This is a genomic window from Streptomyces sp. NPDC091371, from assembly GCF_040684275.1.
Taxonomy (GTDB): Bacteria; Actinomycetota; Actinomycetes; order Streptomycetales; family Streptomycetaceae; genus Streptomyces.
This window is the reverse complement of record NZ_JBFBFP010000022.1, coordinates 60,534-78,504: the sequence shown is the minus strand read 5'-3', so window position 1 is coordinate 78,504 and position 17,971 is coordinate 60,534. Positions and strand designations below refer to the sequence as shown.

Genomic DNA, 17,971 nt, shown 5'->3' with positions numbered 1-17,971 from the left:
GCGACGTGCCGCCGAGCCGGCCCTTCCGTGTGGTGCGTCGAGGCAGCGCCCGGTTAGTCCGTGCCGGACTCCATCGCCGCGCGGTCCAGCATCTCCTCGTCCTCGGAGACCTCGCCGCGGGAGGCGATGGCCTCGGCGCCGCCCTCCGGCATGCTGCCGATCAGCCCGGTCGCGGCGGCCTGCGCGGCGCCGACGGCGGGGTGGCCGGTGCCGATCAGGCCGAGGCCGACGTACTGCTCCAGCTTCGCGCGCGAGTCGGCGATGTCGAGGTTGCGCATGGTGAGCTGGCCGATGCGGTCCACCGGGCCGAACGCCGAGTCCTCGGTGCGCTCCATGGACAGCTTGTCCGGGTGGTAGCTGAACGCCGGGCCCGTGGTGTTGAGGATCGAGTAGTCCTCACCGCGCCGCAGCCGCAGCGTCACCTCACCGGTGACGGCCGCGCCGACCCAGCGCTGGAGGGACTCGCGGATCATGAGGGCCTGCGGGTCGAGCCAGCGGCCCTCGTACATGAGGCGGCCGAGGCGCCGGCCCTCGTTGTGGTACTGGGCGAGGGTGTCCTCGTTGTGGATGGCGTTGACGAGGCGCTCGTACGCGGCGTGCAGCAGGGCCAGGCCGGGGGCCTCGTAGATGCCGCGGCTCTTGGCCTCGATGATCCGGTTCTCGATCTGGTCCGACATGCCGAGGCCGTGCCGGCCGCCGATGGCGTTCGCCTCCATCACGAGGTCGACGGGGGAGGTGAACTCCTTGCCGTTGATCGTCACGGGACGGCCCTGGTCGAAGCCGATCGTCACGTCCTCGGTGGCGATCTCGACCGACGGGTCCCAGAACCGGACGCCCATGATCGGCTCGACCGTCTCGACGCCGGTGTCCAGGTGCTCCAGGGTCTTGGCCTCGTGGGTGGCACCCCAGATGTTGGCGTCGGTGGAGTACGCCTTCTCCGTGCTGTCGCGGTAGGGGAGGTCGTGGGCCACCAGCCACTCCGACATCTCCTTGCGGCCGCCGAGCTCGGTCACGAAGTCCGCGTCCAGCCAGGGCTTGTAGATCCGCAGGTGCGGGTTGGCGAGGAGGCCGTAGCGGTAGAACCGCTCGATGTCGTTGCCCTTGAAGGTCGAGCCGTCGCCCCAGATCTGGACGTTGTCCTCGAGCATCGCCCGGACCAGGAGGGTGCCCGTGACGGCGCGGCCGAGCGGCGTGGTGTTGAAGTAGGCACGGCCGCCCGAGCGGATGTGGAACGCCCCGCAGGTGAGCGCGGCCAGACCCTCCTCGACCAGCGCGGCGCGGCAGTCGACCAGGCGCGCGATCTCGGCGCCGTAGGTCTTCGCACGGCCGGGGACCGAGGCGATGTCGGGCTCGTCGTACTGGCCGATGTCGGCGGTGTACGTGCAGGGGACGGCGCCCTTGTCGCGCATCCACGCGACCGCGACGGAGGTGTCGAGACCGCCGGAGAAGGCGATGCCGACGCGCTCGCCGGCGGGAAGGGAGGTGAGGACCTTAGACATGGGAAGAGTATGCAGGCCTTCGCATGATCATGCAAACTCCGACATTGGTCACACCCCGAAGCCGGTCCTCCGAGCTCCATGGTGGCCCACCGTGCGGGGGGCGAGGGCTCAGGACACGGGGCCGCCGGCGTCCCTCAGCCGTTCGGCGAACGCCCGTGCGGCGGCCAGATCGGCGGTGTCCGGTCGCTGCTTGTTGATGCCGCCGACGAGTTTGAAGGGCGCCCAGGTGTCGAAGGCGCGGCACGTGAAGCTCCCGGGCACCTCGAAGCCCTTGCCTTCGAGGAGCCGGACCAGGGGGCGGGTGAACGGCGCCCGCGGCTTCTCGCGGAGCCCGCTGGTGGCGAACACGAAGGCCCGGCCCCTCCCGGCGGGAAGCGCCTCGGCGAAGGCGGTCAGGCGGGGGTTGAGCCTGCCGTAGAAGACGCCCGCGCCGAACCCCACCAGGTCGGCGCCGGCCAGTTCCTCCACGTCGGCCTCCTCGGGGGTGACGACCTTCGCGCCCAGCACCTGGGCCATGGTGTCGGCGACACGACGGGTGTTTCCGTGCGACACGGAGACGCACACGATGACGGTCTTCATCCGGATGATCCCTTCACTCGTTTTCGCTTCCGTAGCGGGGACCGGGCAGCGCCTCCGGACGTGACACCGCGTCGGTGTGACGGCGGTCACGCCCCGAGGCGGTGCGGTGCGGTGCGTGCGGGGCTGGGCACCGGCCGGTCAGGAAACTCAGGCAGCCGACGCCCGGAAGGGATCGGTCGGATCGATCTCCGCAGCGTCGAAGAGCCGCTCAAGGGCCTCGTGGCCGCGCCGCCTGCGGAACTCGATCTCGGCGGCCGTCACAGGCAGGGTCCACAGGATGCGGGCGTGTCCCCCGGGCAGCCGACAGTGTTCCAGGTCGGGTCCGTGGAGGTAGGGCAGGCTGACCAGGAGGTGGTCGCACTCCGAACCCGGCACCCATGGTTCACCGATCGGCATGCTGTGCTCCAGGTCGAGCTGATGGCCTCCGCAGTGGTAATAGGCGATCATGCCCATCAGCTCGACGAAGCGCTGGTCGCGGACGCGGGCCGTCATGACGAACTCAAGCCCACGCCCGCCCTCCTCCGTGGCCGCCCAGCATCCGGCAGTCACATACGCCCAGCAGTCACTTCGGGGACCTGGACCCACGACGAGAACCCGCAGGCCGGACACGGTCTCTCGGCGTTCCGGCCCGAGGTCGCAGGCGACTGCCTCTACGGGATGCCCCTCGAAGAACGCCCGGACATGTGACTCGACGGCCTCTGCGGCCGGCAGCCCCTCATCGCTCACCGAATGATCATCGCAGACCAACCGCGGTCGACGGCCAGGCCGAAGTCGCCGACTTTCGCTTCGAAGGAGACCCACCGTATGTGGACGCAGACAGCCGTGGCGGCCGGAGTGCTCGCCCTGCTGACCGTGGTACCGGGGCCCGACATGGCCGTGGTCACCAAGCGCGCGATCGACTCGGGCCGGGCGGAGGCCCTGCGTACGGCTGCCGGGATCACCACCGGGCTGCTCGTGTGGGGCGTGTGCACCGTCGTCGGGCTCGCGGCGGTCCTCGCCGCCTCGGCCGAGGCGTACATCGTCGTGAAGATCCTCGGCGCCGCGTACCTGTGCTTCCTGGGGCTGCAGGCCCTCTGGCAGAGCCGTCGCTCCGCGCCGCGGACCGCCGAGCCGAAGGCCGCCGGCCCCGGGCGCGCGTTCCTGGCGGGCCTGACCACCAACGTCCTCAACCCGAAGATCGCCGTCTTCTACACCGGTCTGCTGCCCACCCTGGCCCCGCGCGAACTCCCCACGGCGGCCGGCATGGGCCTGCTGGTCCTCCTGCACGCGGCGCTGACCCTGATCTGGCTCGGGTCGTACGCCCACCTCGTCTCCAGGGCGCGCTCCGTCTTCGAACGACCTGGCTTCCGCCGCCTGTTGGACCGCGTGACGGGTGCGGTGCTGATCGGCTTCGGGGTGCGGGTAGCCGCGGAAGCGAACTGACGCGGGCTCCCGGGAGAGGTCACCTCCTGTTAGGTTCGTCGTCATGTGCTGCGTCATCCACAACTGGCGGTCCACCCGCACCCGGTCGATGCTCTGACCGCGGTGTCGGCCGTTGCCGACGCCGGGTCCCGCGTCCACCGTTCGCCTCAGGATGACGAGGATCCCCACCATGCAAGCAACCACCTTCCTGTTCGTTCACGGCGGTTCCAGCAACGCCCGGGCCTGGGGCCCGCTGCAGAACGAACTGGCCCTGCTCGGGCACCGTTCGTACGCCGTCGACCTGCCCGGCCACGGCGACCGCGCCCACAGCCCCGCCGCCTACTACCGCCACCCCCAGGACGTCACGGCCCTGGCCGCCGCCCCCTCCCCGCTGCGCGGCGTCACCTTGCAGGACAACGTCCGGCACGTGGTGGACACCCTGCGGCGGCTCGCCGAACGGGGCCCGGTCGTCCTGGTCGGCCACAGCCTCGGCGGTCTGACGGTCAGCGCCGTCGCCAACGCCGTACCGGAGCTCCTCGACCGCGTGGTCTACCTCTCCGCGCTCTGCCTCGGCGACCCGGCCATGCTCACCGAGCCGTGGGACGTGGCCGACGACAACCTGCTGGACGCCGCGGCGGCGCGAATCACCGTGCCGGGCGTCCGCGAACCCGGTGTGGTCCGGCTGAACTGGCGCAGCGCCCACGCCGACCCCGCGCTGTTCGCCGAGTTGAAGGCCGCGATCATGGCCGACTCCACCGACCACCAGTTCCGGCTGCTGCTGGACTCCATGGACCCGGACGAGAACCACTCGGTGCTGGAGCCGGCCGCGGTGGTCCGCGCCGACGGCTGGGGGCGCGTCCCGCACACCTACGTCCGTCTCTCCGAGGACCGCGGCATCACCCCGGCCGTCCAGGACCACATGATCCGCACAGCGGACGAGCTGACCCCGGACAACCCCTTCGAGGTGCACACCCTGGCCACCTCGCACGTCGGGTACTTCAGCCGGCCGCAGCCCTTCGCGGAACTGTTGGCCGGCCTCGCCTGAGGCCGTCCCCCGGGGCCGCAGGCCCTGCGGCCCCGGGGGAGCCCCACACCCCGACGGCGCGCGCCGAACTGCGCCGAGCCCGGGAGCGGGATATCAAGGAGCCTGAAGGTGAGCGCGAGGCCAGGCGGTCGCCACCCCACGGCTGAGGAGTACGTCTCGTGGAGTTCGAGGTCAATGGCGCCCCGCGCGCGGTGGACGTGGACGACGACCCGGCCGCCGTGGACGTGGTCCGCGACCGGCTGGGTCTGACCGGCACCAAGCTGGTCTGCGCGGGCGGGGTGTGCGGGGCCTGCACCATCCAGGTCGACGGTGAGCCCCGGGTGTCCTGCCTGACGCCGGCGGTCGCCCTCGCCGGCCGGCGGGTGATGACCGTGGAGGGGCTGGCCGGCCACCCGGTCGCGCGTGCCTTCGCCGGCGAGGACGCCCTCCAGTGCGGCTACTGCACCCCCGGGTTCGTCGTCGAGGCGGCCGCGTTCTTCGAGCGGTGGCGGGCCGAGCACGGCCGCGTCCGGCCGGAGCGCGGGCAGATCGCGGACGCGCTGGCGGGCCACCTGTGCCGCTGCGGCGCGTACGAGGGGATCTTCAGCGCGGTGGCCGCCGCCTGCGCCGGCGACTACGACACCGCGCCGACCGACGGCACCGCGCCGCCGGTACCGCGCGCCGAGGCCCCGGAGAAGATCGGCGGATCGGCCCGCTACACCACCGACCTGCGGCCCGAGGGGATGCTGGAGGGGGTGATCATCCGCTCGCCGCACGCGCATGCCGTCGTACGGTCACTGGAGGCCGGAGACCTCCCGCTGGTGCCGCTGCTGCCCCCCGACGGTGTGCTGCGGTACGTAGGACAGCCGGTGGCGGCGGTCGCCGGGCCCGACCGGGCCTCGGCGCGGGCGGCCGCCGCCCGGGTCTCGGTGGAGTACGAGGTGCTGCCCGCGGCCCTCGACGTACGGCGCTCGCGGGACGGCGAGGGCCCGTTGGTCTACGAGGACAAGGCGGCCCGCAAGCGGGCACCGGGCTCCGGCGAGACCCCCCAGCTGCTGCCCGCCCGCTGGCGCGGCAACCTGCGGGGCCCGTCCGCGATGAGCAAGCGGCCCGCCACGGCCGTGCGCCGCATCACCGAGGCCCGGGGGCGGAACCCCGAGCGGGTGGTGGAGGGCGTGTTCACCACCGCCGCGCAGACCCACACCCCGCTCGAACCGCACGCCTGCCTGGCCCAGTGGGTCGACGGCACCCTCCACCTGGACGTGTCCACGCAGTCGTTGAAGCACGTGGCCGAGCAGGCGTCCGAGCGCTGGGGCGTGCCCGTCGAACGGGTGGTGGCGAAGGCCGTCCACGTGGGTGGCGGCTTCGGCTGCAAGATGGGGCTGACCACCGACGTCGTCGCCGCGGTGGAGCTGGCCCGGCTGCACGGCGCCCCCGTACGGGTGGTGCTCGACCGGGACGAGGAGCTCATCGACGGCGGATACCGGCCCGCCACCCGGATCCGGCTGGCGATGGTCGCGGACGCGGACGGCGAGCTGAGCGCGCTGGCCATGGACGCGGACAGCGACGGCGGGGTCTCGGTGGGCGCCTCCGTGGCGGCGCAGGCCCGGTTCATGTACGGCAGGGCCCCGCGCCGGCTCCGCGACTTCGACACGGTCACCAACCGGCCGCCCGGCGCCCCGTTCCGGGGCCCGGGCGGACCCCCGCTGTGCTGGGCCCTGGAGCAGGCCGTCGACGAGATGGCCCACCGGCTCGGCGAGGACCCGATCGCCCTGCGCCGGCGCTGGGACGGCAACGCCAAGAGGCACGCCCTCTACGACCGGGCCGCCGCGCTCCCGCTCTGGTCGGGCTCCCGCGGGGGCACCGGGCGGTACCGCCGCGGCGTCGGCGTCGCGGCGGCCAACTGGCTGTACTTCCTCGACCCCGCCACCGAGGTGGAGCTCACCGTCGAGGACGGGGTCGTCGTCGCGCGCTGTGCCGTGCAGGACATCGGCACGGGCGCGCGGACCGTGCTGCGCCGGGCCGTCGCCGAGGAACTCGGCGTGCCGGAGGAGCGGGTACGCGCCGAGGTGGGCGGGAGCGGGGCCGTCCACGGCCCCACCTCCGGCGGCAGCCGCACCACGCCCTCCATCGCGCCCGCCGCCGCCGACGCGGCCGCCCGGCTGCGCGACGCGCTCGGGGGCGGTGACATCGCGGCCCGGCTGGGCACGGCACACGGAGTGCGGGTCACCGGCAAACGCCCCCGCGACCACCGGGGCTTCGTCACCCCGTTCAACTTGACCATGGGCGGTGTGGCGATCGGCCGCGGCTTCACCGGATCGGTGCAGGTCGCCGAGGTCGAGGTGGATACGCGACTCGGCCGGATCCGCCCGCTGCGGGTGTGGAGCGGTATCGCCGCGGGCCGCATCCACGAGGACCGGCTGGCCCGCAGCCAGTGCGAGGGCGCCGTGGTGCAGGGCGTCGGCTACGCGCTGTTCGAGGAGCGGCGCGTCGACCCGGCCACCGGCCGGGTGCTGACCGACAACCTGGAGGACTACCGCCTTCCCGGCATCGGCGACACCCCCGAGATCACCATCCACTTCCACCAGGAGGGCTTCGAGCACGTGCCCGGCGGCGGTGTCGGCCTCGGCGAGATCGCGACCCTGCCCACGGCGGCGTGCCTGGCCAACGCGGTCCACGATGCGACCGGCTGGCGCCCGTACGACCTGCCCATCCGACCCGACCGGCTCCTGAAAGGACTGGGTGCGTGAGCGTCGAGCCCGCCCTCACCGATCTCTCGGCCGCCGTCCTGGCCCGCGGCGGGGAGCTGCGCGCCGGAGGCACCGACACCACCGCCCGGCAGCGCAGCGGCGTTTCCCCCGGGCCGTTCACCGACCTCGGCGGCGCCGTCCACCTGCGTGGCTGTACGCCACTGCCCGGCGGCGGGCTCCGGATCGGCGCCCTGACCACCCTCGCCGCTCTGGCCGCCGATCCGCAGGTGCGCGCCGGCTGGCCGGCCCTGGCGGCCTCGGCCGCGACCGCGGCGACCCCGCAGATCCGCGCCGCCGGCACGCTGGGCGGCAACCTCCTGCAGCGCAACCGCTGCTGGTACTACCGCAATCCGCACGTGAGCTGCTTCCAGAAGGGCGGCAACAGCTGCCCCGCGCGGGCGGGCGACCACCACTTCGGCGTGGTCAGCGGCGACGGCCCGTGCGTCACCCCGCACCCGTCCACCCTCGCGATGGCCCTGCTCACCTACGATGCCGAGGCCGAGATCCACGGCGAATCCCCGCGCGCCGTCGCCGACTTGTACGGGGACGGCGACCAGCTCTTCCACGCCGACCACCTGCTCCCACCGGACCGCATCCTCACCGCGGTCAGGCTGCCCGCACCCCTCCCCGGCGAACGGGCCGCCTGCCACCGGGCCATCAGCCGGGCCCACGCCGAATGGCCCCTGGTCGAGGCCACCGCCCGGCTCGCGCTCGACGGCACCACCATCACGCACGCCGCCGTCGCGGCGGGCGGCGTGGCACGCGTCCCGCTGCGGCTGACGGAGGTGGAGGCCGCCCTGACCGGCCGCGAGGCCACTCCCGAGGTCCTCGCGGCAGCGGCGGCGACGGTGCTCGCGCGCTGCCGCCCGCTGCCGCAGACCGGCTACAAGGCCACGCTGTTCCGCGACACCGTCCTGGAAGTCCTGGAACGGGTCGCCGGCCAGGCTCCGCCCGGCGGGGCCTGACCAGGACGACTTCAGCTCGGCGGCTGTTCGACCGTGCTGGTCCCGCTGCCCTCCTGGGACTCCCACGTCCACGTCTCGTCCAGCCGGAGCCGGCCGTCGGGGAGCTCCGTCAGCCGGGAGACGCAGTGTCCGGAGGCGGTCGTACCGTCGAGGCGGAGCTGGACGTAGCGGAAATCGAGGGTGTCCGCTGCCCGGGTGCCGACCAGATGGCCCCGGACCACGTCCCCGCCGGAGTACTCGGCCCAGACGCGGCCGTCCTGCTCGTGGTACGTGAACCGGGTCTCGCGGCCGACCTGGCCGGGCGCCTGGTCGGCCACGGGGACGAAGACGAGGCCGTCGAGCGATCGGGCCATGGGTGACTCCTGGGGGAAGCGGTCCGGGGCCGTCGGGCCCCGGCTGCGTGGACGGTCCGGGCCACCCTAGTGCTGTGGCCGGAAAGGTTTGCCGGGTCGCGGTGTCCGGTGCATGGGGCCTCCCCAGGCCCGCAGGGCCTAGGGGAAGCATCGCAAGGCGGAGGGCCGCGGCTCGTACTGGACGTACTTGCGCGGTCCGACAACGCAGCGAGGTGCCGTGCCGGGCGCCGTGACCCGGTGAACCTTGCCGGTCACAGCACTAGAGCCCGGGAGCCGCTACTTCGGCTGGTACTCGGCGATCGGCTGGAACCAGCCCGGGTGTGGTGCCACGCGGTGCCATGACCGCGGGCCCGCCCGCCGCGGTCCGTTACGAGGTGGCGGGGCGCGCCGCCGGGGTGGATGGTGAAAGTAACTCCGGCCACGCGCCCTCGGGGACGAGTCCACCGGGAGGAGCCATGCGCCGTCTACCGGCCGCGCTCTTGGCAGCGCTCGCGCTTGTCGCGGGTGGTCCGGGCGCGCAGGCGTCCGCGGCCCCCTCCCAGGCCGTTCCCCTGGGGACGACGGTCACGCTCACCGGCGTGAAGTCCGGTGAGCAGGTCGACGTCACCGCCCTGAAGGTGGTCGACCCGGCCGCATCGGCCGTCGAGTTCTTCACGCCTGATCCGGGGAACCGCTACGTATCGGTCCAGTTCCGCCTCAAGAACACCGGGACGGTCGCGTACAAGGACAGCCCGGTGAACGGCGCCACGCTCGTCGACACCGCGGGGCAGCAGTTCGACGCGGACGTCGTGGCGAAGACCACCGCCGGGCCGCGGCTGCCCGTTTCGCTGACCATCACGCCCGGCAACACCGCACTGGGCTACCTGACCTTCCAACTGCCCGACGGCTCCGAGCCGGCCATCGTGCAGTTCTCCCTGAACAGCGGTTTCTCCGATGACGTGGGCGAGTGGAAGACCGATGGCGGCGCCGCGACGGGGCTCACCACGACCCTCGGGGCTCGGAACTGAAGGTCCGTGCTGATCGGCGAACGGGACGTCGCCGCCACCAGGGCAAAGATCTTCGTCTGTGCGAGCATGGCCGCATGGCCGCGCACACGCAGTCGCACCCGCAAACCGTCGACCACGAACTGATCGAGGTCGCCACCCGCGTCTCCCGAGACCGGTGTTTCGGCGACAACCACACCGTCGCCGCCGCCGGCCGCAGTGCCGACGGCGAGATCGTGACGGCCGTGAACGTCTACCACTTCACCGGCGGCCCGTGCGCCGAGCTCGTCCTCATAGGCGCGGCCGTCACCCAGGGCATCACCGAGCTGCGCACCGTGGTCGCCATCGGCGACGGCGGGGAGGGCGTCATCCCGCCCTGCGGCCGCTGCCGCCAGGTCCTCCTCGACCTCCACCCGAAGGTCGAGGTGATCGTGGGCCGCGGCGCCGAGTGCCGGTCCGTCCCGATCCGCGGCCTGCTCCCCGAGAGCTTCGTCTGGGCCGACCACCAGCTCCCGGACGACGCGCCAGGTGCCTGAGCCCCACAGGCTCCCGCCGGCTGCGCCATAGGAGGGCACTGAGCGTGCCGCGGCCGGGTCGTCGGGATCACCGCGTCCAGGGTTGACGTGTGATCCCGTACGAGAGGACGACCATGGGGTTCAAGCTCGTCGGCCGGACTGCGGGGCGGGCCGTTGCCCTGGCCGTGGCGGCGCTCCTGTGGGGCGGCGTCTCCCCGGGTGCGGTGCCGGGCGCGGTCGCGGCGGACGGAGGTGCCTCCGCGGAGCCCGGCGACGTACGGGCATGGGGCAGCAACGCGAGCGGGCAACTCGGAGACGGGATCACGATCGGGCGCAGCACCACGCCCGGTTCCGTGTGCGCGCCCGCCACCTGCACCTCGTCCCTCGACCGCCTCGTAGCCGTTGAAGCGGGCGCCAACCACAGCGTCGCGCTGCGGGCCGACGGCACGGTCTGGACCTGGGGGTCGAACGGTGCGGGCCAGCTCGGTGACGGCTCGTTCTCCGACAGGACCACCCCGGTACGGGTCTGCGCGCCCGGCGAGAGCGCCCCCGGCCAGACTGCGACCTGCTCCGGCTTCCTCACCGGCGTGACCGCCGTTGCCGCGGGTGACAACCACAGCCTGGCCCTGCGCTCCGACGGCACCGTCGTGGCCTGGGGCAGCAACAGCCTCGGCCAGCTGGGCACGAGTTCCACCGGCGGTGCCAGAACGACGCCCATCGGGGTCTGCCAACAGGACACGTTCGTCAGCGCCCCGGCCACCTCCTGCACACCGGCCGTACTGACGCGCGTGACGGCCATCGCCGCCGGCGGGAACCACAACCTCGCCGTGCGCACCAACGGCGCCGTCGTCTCCTGGGGATCCAACAGCAACGGCCAACTCGGCAGGCCGGCGACGGCACCCGGCAACACCACCCCCCGCGCGGTCGCCGTGACCGGCGTGACCGCCGCGGCCGCGGGAGGCCAGCACAGCCTGGCGCTGCGCTCCGACGGCACCGTGGCCGCCTGGGGAGCCAACGCCTCTGGCCGGCTCGGAACCGGGAACACCACCCAGCAACCGTCGCCCATCACGGTCTGCGCGTTCGCCGGCCTGCCCTGCCGCGCCCTCACCGGCGTCGCCGCCGTTGCCGCGGGCGGCCGCCACAGCGTCGCCCTGCAGTCCGACTCCAGCGTCCGCACCTGGGGGGCCAACGACAACGGCCGGCTCGGCACCGGGTTCATCGCGACCGGCGCCACGACCTCGCCCGTGCGTCCCTGTGCCGTCGGGAGCAGCTTGCCCTGCGCCACGAGCCTCAGCGGGGTGACCGCCATCGCCGCGGGCGGCAACCACACCCTCGCGAAGGAGACCGGCGCCACCCTCGTCGCCTGGGGCGGCAACGGCAGCGGTCAGCTCGGCGACGGCACGACCACCGACAGGGCCATCCCCGTGGGGATCACGTCCCTCGACAACGCGACCGCCGTCGCCGCCGGAGGCGAGCACAGCCTGGCCATCGTCCGGTCCGGCGCCGACGTGGCGCTCGCGCTCAGCGCCGGGCCCGAGCCCGTACCGACCGGATCGAACCTGACGTACACCGTCACGGTGACCAACCACGGCCCGCGGGCCGCGGAGCACATCGTGTTCCACGACACCCTGCCGCCCAACGCCCGGTTCGTCGGAGCCACTCCGGGCCAGGGAAGCTGCGTGATCCCGCCGAGCGGCTCCTCCGACACGGTGACCTGCTCGGTGGGCACCCTCCTCAGCGGTGCCGAGGTCACCACCGAGATCGTCGTGAGGGTCGTGGCTCCGGAAGGCGGCACGGTCACCAACAGGGCCACCGTGACCACCAGTTCACCCGACGCGAATCAGGTCAACAACACCGCGTGGATCGAGACCCCGGTGGACGACGCCCCCACCCCGGAGTGAACTGACGCCGCCGACAGACGGCAGGAGGCCCCGGAACGTGTGTTCCGGGGCCTCGCCGTGTCACTTCGCTGACCGCCGTGTTCAACGACGGGGCGCGCCCGGTGTCACGCCCGGCGCGCGCTCGGTTTCGTATTGCGGCGGACGGTCAGTCCTTACTGGCGGCGTGCCAGGTCATTCCCCAGCCGTACTCGATGTCCACGGCCTCCTGGTTGCTGATGCCGGGCGGCAGCACCAGGTACTTCGCCTCCCGCCGGACGATCAGTTCCCCGCCCACGTTCTCGATCAGTGCGATCGGCGCGACCGACGAAGGAACGGTGCACTCGTCCAAGCGCATCTCGATCGGCGGACCGACGGGCGGGTACAGGGTGGCCACCCCGTGCAGACCGGCGAAGCCGGCAGCCCCGGAGTAGAGGGACACGAACACCAGCAAGCGCTTGATCTCGGCCGTGCGATCAAGATTGATCATGAGGTTCTCGCCGTCCTCGCTCCCGCCGGTCCGGTCGTCCTGGTCCAGGAGGATGTACGGCGGCTGGTCGAACGAGCCGAACTGGTTGTTGATGGGGTGGACGATCCCCTTCGCGCCGTTCTGCAGCTCCCACAGGCAGGAGAGGTCCAGGTCGACGTCCTCCAGCCGGACGGCGTCCTTCCCCTTCTTCATCCAGCCACGCGACGGCTTGGCCGCGCTCCACGAGAGATTGACCCGCATGCCTCCCGACGTGGCCCCCTGCTTGGTCAGGGAAACCGTGGGCGACGCCTTCGTCAACGTGATCTTCGACAGCCGCACCGGCTGCGCAGGCACGGGAACGGGGGTAGGAGCCGGTGGCGGGGGTGCCGAGGGGAGCGGCGCGGTGACCGGTGGAGGTGCGGCCGGCTCGTCGACCGTGATGCCGAAATCGGTGGCGAGCCCTGCCAGGCCGGAGGCGTACCCCTGCCCCACCGCCCGGAACTTCCACGCGCCGTTGCGCCGGTACAACTCCCCGAGCAGGAACGCCGTCTCCGAGGTGGCATCAGTGGCGTCGAACCGCGCCGTCTCGGCGCCGCTGTCCGCGTCCAGGACCCGTACGAACAGCCCGGACACCTGACCGAACGTCCTGTCGCTGGAGGCCGCGACGACGATGCGGCCGATCTCCTGCTCCACCCCCGGGAGCGACACCCCGATCGTCTCGACCGTGCCCGTGCCGTCCTGACGCCTGCCTTCGTGGCGAACGGCGCCACTGGGATGCACGGGCTGGTTGTAGAACACGAAGTCGTCGTCGGAGCGCACTCTGCCGGCCGCTGTCAGCAGCAGGGCCGACACGTCCACGTCCGGGCCTCCGGGGCCTCCTCCCCAACCGAGCTCCACCCGGATCCTGGTGGCGGCCACCGGTACGTTGGCGCCCTTCTGTAAGGACACGTGGTTCCCCCTTCCGCGACTTCCCGTCTGCTCCCGCAGCGTACGCTTCCGCCGTGAGCAGCGTGCGGTGGAACCGGAGGCGGGTGGTGGGCGCCGGACTCGGCGCGGTCGGGCTCGCGTTGGCCGGATGCTCGGGGGACTCCGCACCGGCCTGGCGGCTGCGGCTCGCGACGGGGCCGGAGGGCGGTCCGTACAACGCGTTCGGGCACGTCCTCGCACGGGCCGTCGCCGCGAGCGGCGGTTCCCTGGAGGTCGTTCCGGTGAGTACGGCGGCCAGCGTGGACAACCTGCGGAAGCTGGACGACGGCTCCGCCGACCTGGCGCTGGCCATGGCGGACGTGGCCGAGGACGCGGTGCTGGGGCGCGAGTGGTTCTCCGGGCCCGCCAAGGCCGAGGTGACCGCGCTGGCCCGGGTCTACGTGAACTACACGCACCTCCTCGTTCCGGCCGACGGGCCCGTGCGCTCGGTGGGCGAGCTGGCCGGCCGTCCGGTCGCGGCCGGAGCGGCGGGGTCGGGGGTCCAGGTCGTGGCGGAGCGGGTGCTGAGGGCGGCCGGGCTGAGCGGCGGCCCGGCGCCGGCGCGCGAGCGGCAGCTGGGCCTCGCCGAGTCGGCGAGGGCGCTGCGCGCCGGCGCGGTCGACGCGCTGTTCTGGTCCGGTGGCGTGCCCACGCCGGCACTGACGGAACTGGCGCGCGAGCTGCCGCTGCGGTTGCTGCCGCTCGACGGCTACGTCGGCGCGCTGCGCGAGCAACACGGCCCCGTCTACACGGCCGTCACGCTCCCGGCCCAGGTGTACGGCCAGACGGAACCGGTGGGAACCATCGGCGTCGGCAACTACCTCCTGGCCCGTGGCGACGTACCGGCCGATGCCGTACGCGCGCTGCTCCAGGTGGTGTTCGACCGCTGGCGCGACCTGCTGCGCGAGGTGACGGCGGGGGCTCGGCTGGAGCCCCGGTTCGCCATCTCGACCGGCGAAGTGCCGCTCCACCCGGGCGCGGTCGCCTACTACCGATCGGTGTACGGCTGAGCGCTCACGCGGGCGGGAGCCGGAGCTCGACGACCAGACCGCGGGGCGTGTTGGCGCCGACGCCGAGCGAGCCGCCGCTGATGCGGGCGATCTCGTCGGCGATGGCCAGCCCCAGTCCGCTGCCGCGCACGTTCTGGTGCTCGGGGGAGCGCGCGAAGCGCCGTAGCAGCAGGGCCAGTTGCTCCTCCGCGACTCCCGGTCCGTCGTCGGCGACCCGTACGACGGCCGTCCCGTCGGCGGCACGCGCGGCGGCCACCTCGACGCGGCCGCCGCTCGGCACGAACTTGACCGCGTTGTCGAGGAGCGCGTCCAGGATCCGGCCCGCCGCGTCGGACAGGGCGCGTGCCCGCAGGTCCTCCGGCAGGTCCACGGCCGCGAGTTCGAGCCCGGCGTCGCGGAAGACCGGGTCCCAGGCCCGCACCCGCTCCCGCACCGCCCGCGACACGTCCTGCTCCGCGGGCTCCGCCGCGGCGGACTCCACCCGGGCCAGGGCCAGCAGGCCGTCGAGCAGCTCCTCCAGGCGCCCGGCCTCGTCCAGGGCGCGGGTGTGCTCGGCCCGGCCCGGGCCCGGGGCGACGTACGGTTCGACGTTCTCCAGTTGCAGTACCAGAGTGGCCAGCGGGTTGCGCAGCTGGTGGGAGGCGTCGGCGACGAAGTCGCGCTGGCGGCCGATGGAGTCGGAGACGGCCTGCGCCATGGTGTTGAAGTGCTGGCGCAGATGGCGCAGTTCGGGCGGCCCGGCGCCGGAGACGGCCCGTGCCTGGAGGCTGCCGGCGGCCAGTCCCTCCACCGCCCGGTCCAGGTCGAGGAGCGGGCGCATCAGCCAGCGCGAGATCCCCGCCGCGACCAGTGCGGCGGCCGCGAAGGCGGCGAGCGCCCCTGCGGCGATGAGCGACCAGCGGACGGCCACGTCCCGGCGGGCGGCGCCGGTGGGCACGGTCAGCAGGACCGCCCCGCTGACCCGCTCGTCCCGCCCCACCGGCTCCGCGAGCACGACCGTCGCCGGGCCCCAGGGGCGCAGGGTGGGCAGCCGGTCGGTGGAGCGCCCGGTGAGGGCGCGCCGACGGGCTTCGGCCGCCGCGGGGGAGACGCCCGAGGCCGCGCGGGGGCCGGCACCGCTGTCGGCCCGTGCGATCGTCGCGCCCGCCGTGTCGACCACGACCACCGCCGCCCCGTACAGCTCGGCGTACCGCGTGATCTCGGCGGACAGTTCCGTCCGGTCGGCGCCGGTTCGCATCCGGTCGGCGAGATCGGCGAACCGGACCGCCTCCGAGCGCCGTTGCAGGAGCAGGTGCTCGGTCCGTCCCCGTGCGTAGGCGTCGGCCAGGGGGAGGCAGAGCAACAGCGCCGCGGCCCCCATGAGCACCATCAGTACCGCGAGGAGTCTGCGCCTCACCTCTCGCCGTCCTGCTCGCCGTCCCGCTCGGCGCGCGGCGTGGGGGAGCCGAGCTGGTAGCCGAACCCCCGGACGGTGCGCACCAGCCCGGAGCGGCCGGTCTTGGCGCGGATGCCCGCCACGTGGACGTCCAGCGAGCGGGAGGCGGCGAGGAAGGCGTCCCCCCAGATCCGGTCCAGGATCTCCTCGCGGGAGTGGACTTCGCCGGGGCGGGCGGCCAGCAGGGCGAGCACGTCGAACTCGCGTCGTGTCAGCTGGATTTCGCCGCCCGCCACGGTGACCGTGCGGCCCGCCAGGTCGACTTCGACGTCTCCGGCGCGCACGGGCTCGCCGCCGTCGCCGGCCGGGCCGGTGGAGTGCGTGTCCGTCCGGCGGCGTACGGTGTCGATACGGGCCATCAGCTCGGCCATCCGGAACGGCTTGACCACGTAGTCGTCGGCGCCCGCCCGCAGCCCCTGCACGATGTCGCGCTCCTCGCAGCGGGCGGTCACCACGATCAACGGTGCGTCACAGACGGTACGCAGCCGCCGCAGGAGCTCTATCCCGTCCAGGTCGGGCAGGCCGAGGTCGAGCAGGACGAACTCGGCCTCGCGGACGTGCCGCAGGGCGTCCAGAGCCCGGGCGACCCGGCGGACGGTGTGCCCGCGCTGGGCGAGGGCGGTGCCGAGCGCCTGGGCCATGCGGTCGTCGTCCTCGACGAGAAGCGCGTGCACGGACAGCCTCCTCGTGACCGGCGACCCGTGACAGGGTACCGGTGCCGCTCAGCGCGCGATGTCGGCGGGAGCCGCGGCCGGCCGCACATCACGTCCGCCGTCGCCGTCGCCTTCGCCGTCGGCCTCGGCCTCGGCGCGGCTCAGCGCCGCGTTGCGGGTGTCCGGCATGAGGACGTACGTGACGAGGGAGACGAGCGCGCACCCCGACACGTACCAGAAGAACATCGTCTCGTGGCCGCTGCTCTTGAACCACAGCGCCACGTACTCCGCCGTGCCACCGAACAGCGCGTTGGCGATCGCGTAGGGCAGCGCCACCCCCAGGGCGCGCACCCTGGTCGGGAACAACTCGGCCTTGACCGCCGCGTTGATCGAGGTGTAGCCGGTGACGATCACCAGGGCGAGCAGCGAGAGACCCAGCGCGGACCAGTACGAGGACGCGGACCCGAGCGCGGTCATGATCGGGTACGTGCCGAGGGTGCAGCCCACTGCGAAGGTGATCAGCAGGGGCCGCCGACCGATCCGGTCGGACAGCATCCCGGCGAACGGCTGCAGTACGGCGAAGAGGGCCAGCGCGGTGAAACTCACCAGCGTGGCGGTCGTCTTCGCCATGCCCGCGCTGCCGACCAGGTACTTGGTGAGGTACGTGGTGTACGTGTAGTAGGCCACGGTCCCGCCGAGGGTGAGCGCCATGACCAGGCCCGCCTGCCGCCGGTGCTCCCACAGGGCCTTCAGCGTGCCGCGCGTGCTGTCGTCGTGAGCGTCCTCGCCCGAGGCCTGCTCCTTGAACGCGTCGGTCTCCTGGAGCCGCCGCCGCAGCCAGAAGACGACCAGTGCGAAAAGGGCCCCGAGGACGAAGGGGATGCGCCAGCCCCATGCGGTCAACTGGGCGGTGCTGAGGGTGTGCTGGAGCGTGATCAGGATGCCCAGGCCGAGCAGCTGGCCGCAGGTCATCGACACGTACTGGAACGACGATCCCAGGCCGCGCCGGTTACGGGCCGACGCCTCGGTGAGATAGGTGGCGCTGGCCGCGTACTCGCCGCCGATGCTCATGCCCTGGAGCAGCCGCGCGAGCAGGAGCACCAGGGCGCCGAAGTAGCCCGCCTGCCCGTAGGTCGGGGCGACGGCGATCAGCAGCGCGGCCGCCGACATCATGGTGACGGTGAGCGTGAGCGCGCTCTTGCGGCCGTGCCGGTCCGCGGCGCGGCCGAGGATCCAGCCGCCGACGGGGCGCATCAGGAAGCCGACCGCGAAGATCCCCGCCGTGTTCATGAGCTGTGTGGTCGGGTTGTCGCCCGGGAAGAAGGAGTCGGCGAAGTAGATCGCGAAGCTCGCGTAGACGAACCAGTCGTACCACTCGACGAGATTGCCGAGTGAGCCGCCGATCAGTGCGAGACGGCGCTTCTTGCGCTCGTCCACGGGAGGTGTTTCGGGCATGGCGGCGGACGAAGGCATGGCGGCTCCAGACGGATGT

Annotated in this window: 16 protein-coding genes; 8 read left to right on the top strand and 8 right to left on the bottom strand. The window is 73.1% G+C overall.

The genetic code is table 11. The features are described 5' to 3' along the window. Nucleotides 1-53: 53 nt before the first annotated feature. The 3 genes from argG to AB0O21_RS23525 all read right to left on the bottom strand — a co-directional run bounded on the left by argG (nt 54) and on the right by AB0O21_RS23525 (nt 2,687). Nucleotides 54-1,499 (bottom strand): argininosuccinate synthase, encoded by a 1,446-nt coding sequence (argG, locus tag AB0O21_RS23535; protein WP_365173455.1) that lies wholly within the window; start codon nt 1,497-1,499, stop codon nt 54-56. A gap of 108 nt (nt 1,500-1,607) precedes the next feature. Next, complete coding sequence (locus AB0O21_RS23530; protein ID WP_365173453.1) at nt 1,608-2,078, bottom strand: flavodoxin family protein; 471 nt, start codon at nt 2,076-2,078, stop codon at nt 1,608-1,610. Nucleotides 2,079-2,225: 147 nt separating this feature from the next. Beyond that, a complete protein-coding gene (locus AB0O21_RS23525; RefSeq protein ID WP_365173544.1) occupies nt 2,226-2,687 on the bottom strand; it encodes a suppressor of fused domain protein in 462 nt (153 codons plus the stop codon). Between the two features lie 195 nt (nt 2,688-2,882). On the opposite strand from AB0O21_RS23525, the gene AB0O21_RS23520 reads away from it, so the two are divergent. From AB0O21_RS23520 to AB0O21_RS23505, 4 genes are all read left to right on the top strand, one after another. Then, the gene (locus AB0O21_RS23520) at nt 2,883-3,500 is read left to right on the top strand and encodes a LysE family translocator (RefSeq protein WP_365173450.1); all 618 of its coding nucleotides are present in this window, start codon (nt 2,883-2,885) and stop codon (nt 3,498-3,500) included. Between the two features lie 169 nt (nt 3,501-3,669). Then, nucleotides 3,670-4,524 carry an alpha/beta fold hydrolase gene (locus AB0O21_RS23515; protein WP_365173448.1) on the top strand — a complete coding sequence of 285 codons (855 nt, stop codon included), beginning with the start codon at nt 3,670-3,672 and terminating at the stop codon, nt 4,522-4,524. A gap of 158 nt (nt 4,525-4,682) precedes the next feature. After that, nucleotides 4,683-7,253 (top strand): molybdopterin cofactor-binding domain-containing protein, encoded by a 2,571-nt coding sequence (locus AB0O21_RS23510; RefSeq protein ID WP_365173445.1) that lies wholly within the window; start codon nt 4,683-4,685, stop codon nt 7,251-7,253. Then, on the top strand, nt 7,250-8,218 hold the full coding sequence (locus AB0O21_RS23505) for an FAD binding domain-containing protein (protein ID WP_365173442.1): 969 nt from the start codon (nt 7,250-7,252) through the stop codon (nt 8,216-8,218). The genes AB0O21_RS23510 and AB0O21_RS23505 overlap by 4 nt, the downstream gene beginning before the upstream one ends. An 11-nt stretch (nt 8,219-8,229) precedes the next feature. On the opposite strand, the gene AB0O21_RS23500 is transcribed toward AB0O21_RS23505, so the two are convergent. Then, nucleotides 8,230-8,571: a hypothetical protein gene (locus AB0O21_RS23500; protein WP_365173440.1), complete on the bottom strand. Its 342-nt coding sequence runs from the start codon at nt 8,569-8,571 to the stop codon at nt 8,230-8,232. Nucleotides 8,572-9,026: 455 nt separating this feature from the next. Between AB0O21_RS23500 and AB0O21_RS23495 the strand changes: the two genes are divergently transcribed. The 3 genes from AB0O21_RS23495 to AB0O21_RS23485 all read left to right on the top strand — a co-directional run bounded on the left by AB0O21_RS23495 (nt 9,027) and on the right by AB0O21_RS23485 (nt 11,970). Next, nucleotides 9,027-9,578: a DUF4352 domain-containing protein gene (locus tag AB0O21_RS23495; protein WP_365173437.1), complete on the top strand. Its 552-nt coding sequence runs from the start codon at nt 9,027-9,029 to the stop codon at nt 9,576-9,578. A 74-nt stretch (nt 9,579-9,652) separates the two neighbouring features. Continuing rightward, nucleotides 9,653-10,090: a cytidine deaminase gene (locus AB0O21_RS23490; RefSeq protein ID WP_365173434.1), complete on the top strand. Its 438-nt coding sequence runs from the start codon at nt 9,653-9,655 to the stop codon at nt 10,088-10,090. Nucleotides 10,091-10,179: 89 nt separating this feature from the next. After that, complete coding sequence (locus AB0O21_RS23485) at nt 10,180-11,970, top strand: hypothetical protein (protein ID WP_365173432.1); 1,791 nt, start codon at nt 10,180-10,182, stop codon at nt 11,968-11,970. A 145-nt stretch (nt 11,971-12,115) separates the two neighbouring features. Here the strand turns inward: AB0O21_RS23485 and AB0O21_RS23480 are convergent, their stop codons facing one another. Further along, the gene (locus tag AB0O21_RS23480) at nt 12,116-13,363 is read right to left on the bottom strand and encodes a TerD family protein (RefSeq protein ID WP_365173430.1); all 1,248 of its coding nucleotides are present in this window, start codon (nt 13,361-13,363) and stop codon (nt 12,116-12,118) included. A 53-nt stretch (nt 13,364-13,416) separates the two neighbouring features. Between AB0O21_RS23480 and AB0O21_RS23475 the strand changes: the two genes are divergently transcribed. Then, nucleotides 13,417-14,391 (top strand): TAXI family TRAP transporter solute-binding subunit, encoded by a 975-nt coding sequence (locus AB0O21_RS23475; protein WP_365173428.1) that lies wholly within the window; start codon nt 13,417-13,419, stop codon nt 14,389-14,391. Between the two features lie 4 nt (nt 14,392-14,395). Here AB0O21_RS23475 and AB0O21_RS23470 read toward each other — a convergent pair whose 3' ends face one another. From AB0O21_RS23470 to AB0O21_RS23460, 3 genes are read right to left on the bottom strand one after another with little or no spacing between them, the layout of a single operon-like run. After that, entirely contained in the window at nt 14,396-15,787 is a 1,392-nt protein-coding gene (locus AB0O21_RS23470) for a HAMP domain-containing sensor histidine kinase (protein ID WP_365173426.1), read from the bottom strand. Then, nucleotides 15,784-16,500: a response regulator transcription factor gene (locus AB0O21_RS23465; protein ID WP_365173423.1), complete on the bottom strand. Its 717-nt coding sequence runs from the start codon at nt 16,498-16,500 to the stop codon at nt 15,784-15,786. The genes AB0O21_RS23470 and AB0O21_RS23465 overlap by 4 nt, the downstream gene beginning before the upstream one ends. A 48-nt stretch (nt 16,501-16,548) precedes the next feature. Further along, nucleotides 16,549-17,934, bottom strand: a complete 1,386-nt coding sequence (locus AB0O21_RS23460; protein ID WP_365173542.1) for an MFS transporter — start codon at nt 17,932-17,934, stop codon at nt 16,549-16,551. Nucleotides 17,935-17,971: the final 37 nt, after the last annotated feature.

Excerpts from the sequence above, each read along its gene's own strand:
- argG (WP_365173455.1), bottom strand. The coding sequence starts at position 1,499 with ATGTCTAAGGTCCTCACCTCCCTTCCCGCCGGCGAGCGCGTCGGCATC.
- AB0O21_RS23530 (WP_365173453.1), bottom strand. The coding sequence starts at position 2,078 with ATGAAGACCGTCATCGTGTGCGTCTCCGTGTCGCACGGAAACACCCGT.
- AB0O21_RS23520 (WP_365173450.1), top strand. The coding sequence starts at position 2,883 with ATGTGGACGCAGACAGCCGTGGCGGCCGGAGTGCTCGCCCTGCTGACC.
- AB0O21_RS23515 (WP_365173448.1), top strand. The coding sequence starts at position 3,670 with ATGCAAGCAACCACCTTCCTGTTCGTTCACGGCGGTTCCAGCAACGCC.
- AB0O21_RS23500 (WP_365173440.1), bottom strand. The coding sequence starts at position 8,571 with ATGGCCCGATCGCTCGACGGCCTCGTCTTCGTCCCCGTGGCCGACCAG.
- AB0O21_RS23495 (WP_365173437.1), top strand. The coding sequence starts at position 9,027 with ATGCGCCGTCTACCGGCCGCGCTCTTGGCAGCGCTCGCGCTTGTCGCG.
- AB0O21_RS23490 (WP_365173434.1), top strand. The coding sequence starts at position 9,653 with ATGGCCGCGCACACGCAGTCGCACCCGCAAACCGTCGACCACGAACTG.
- AB0O21_RS23460 (WP_365173542.1), bottom strand. The coding sequence starts at position 17,934 with ATGCCCGAAACACCTCCCGTGGACGAGCGCAAGAAGCGCCGTCTCGCA.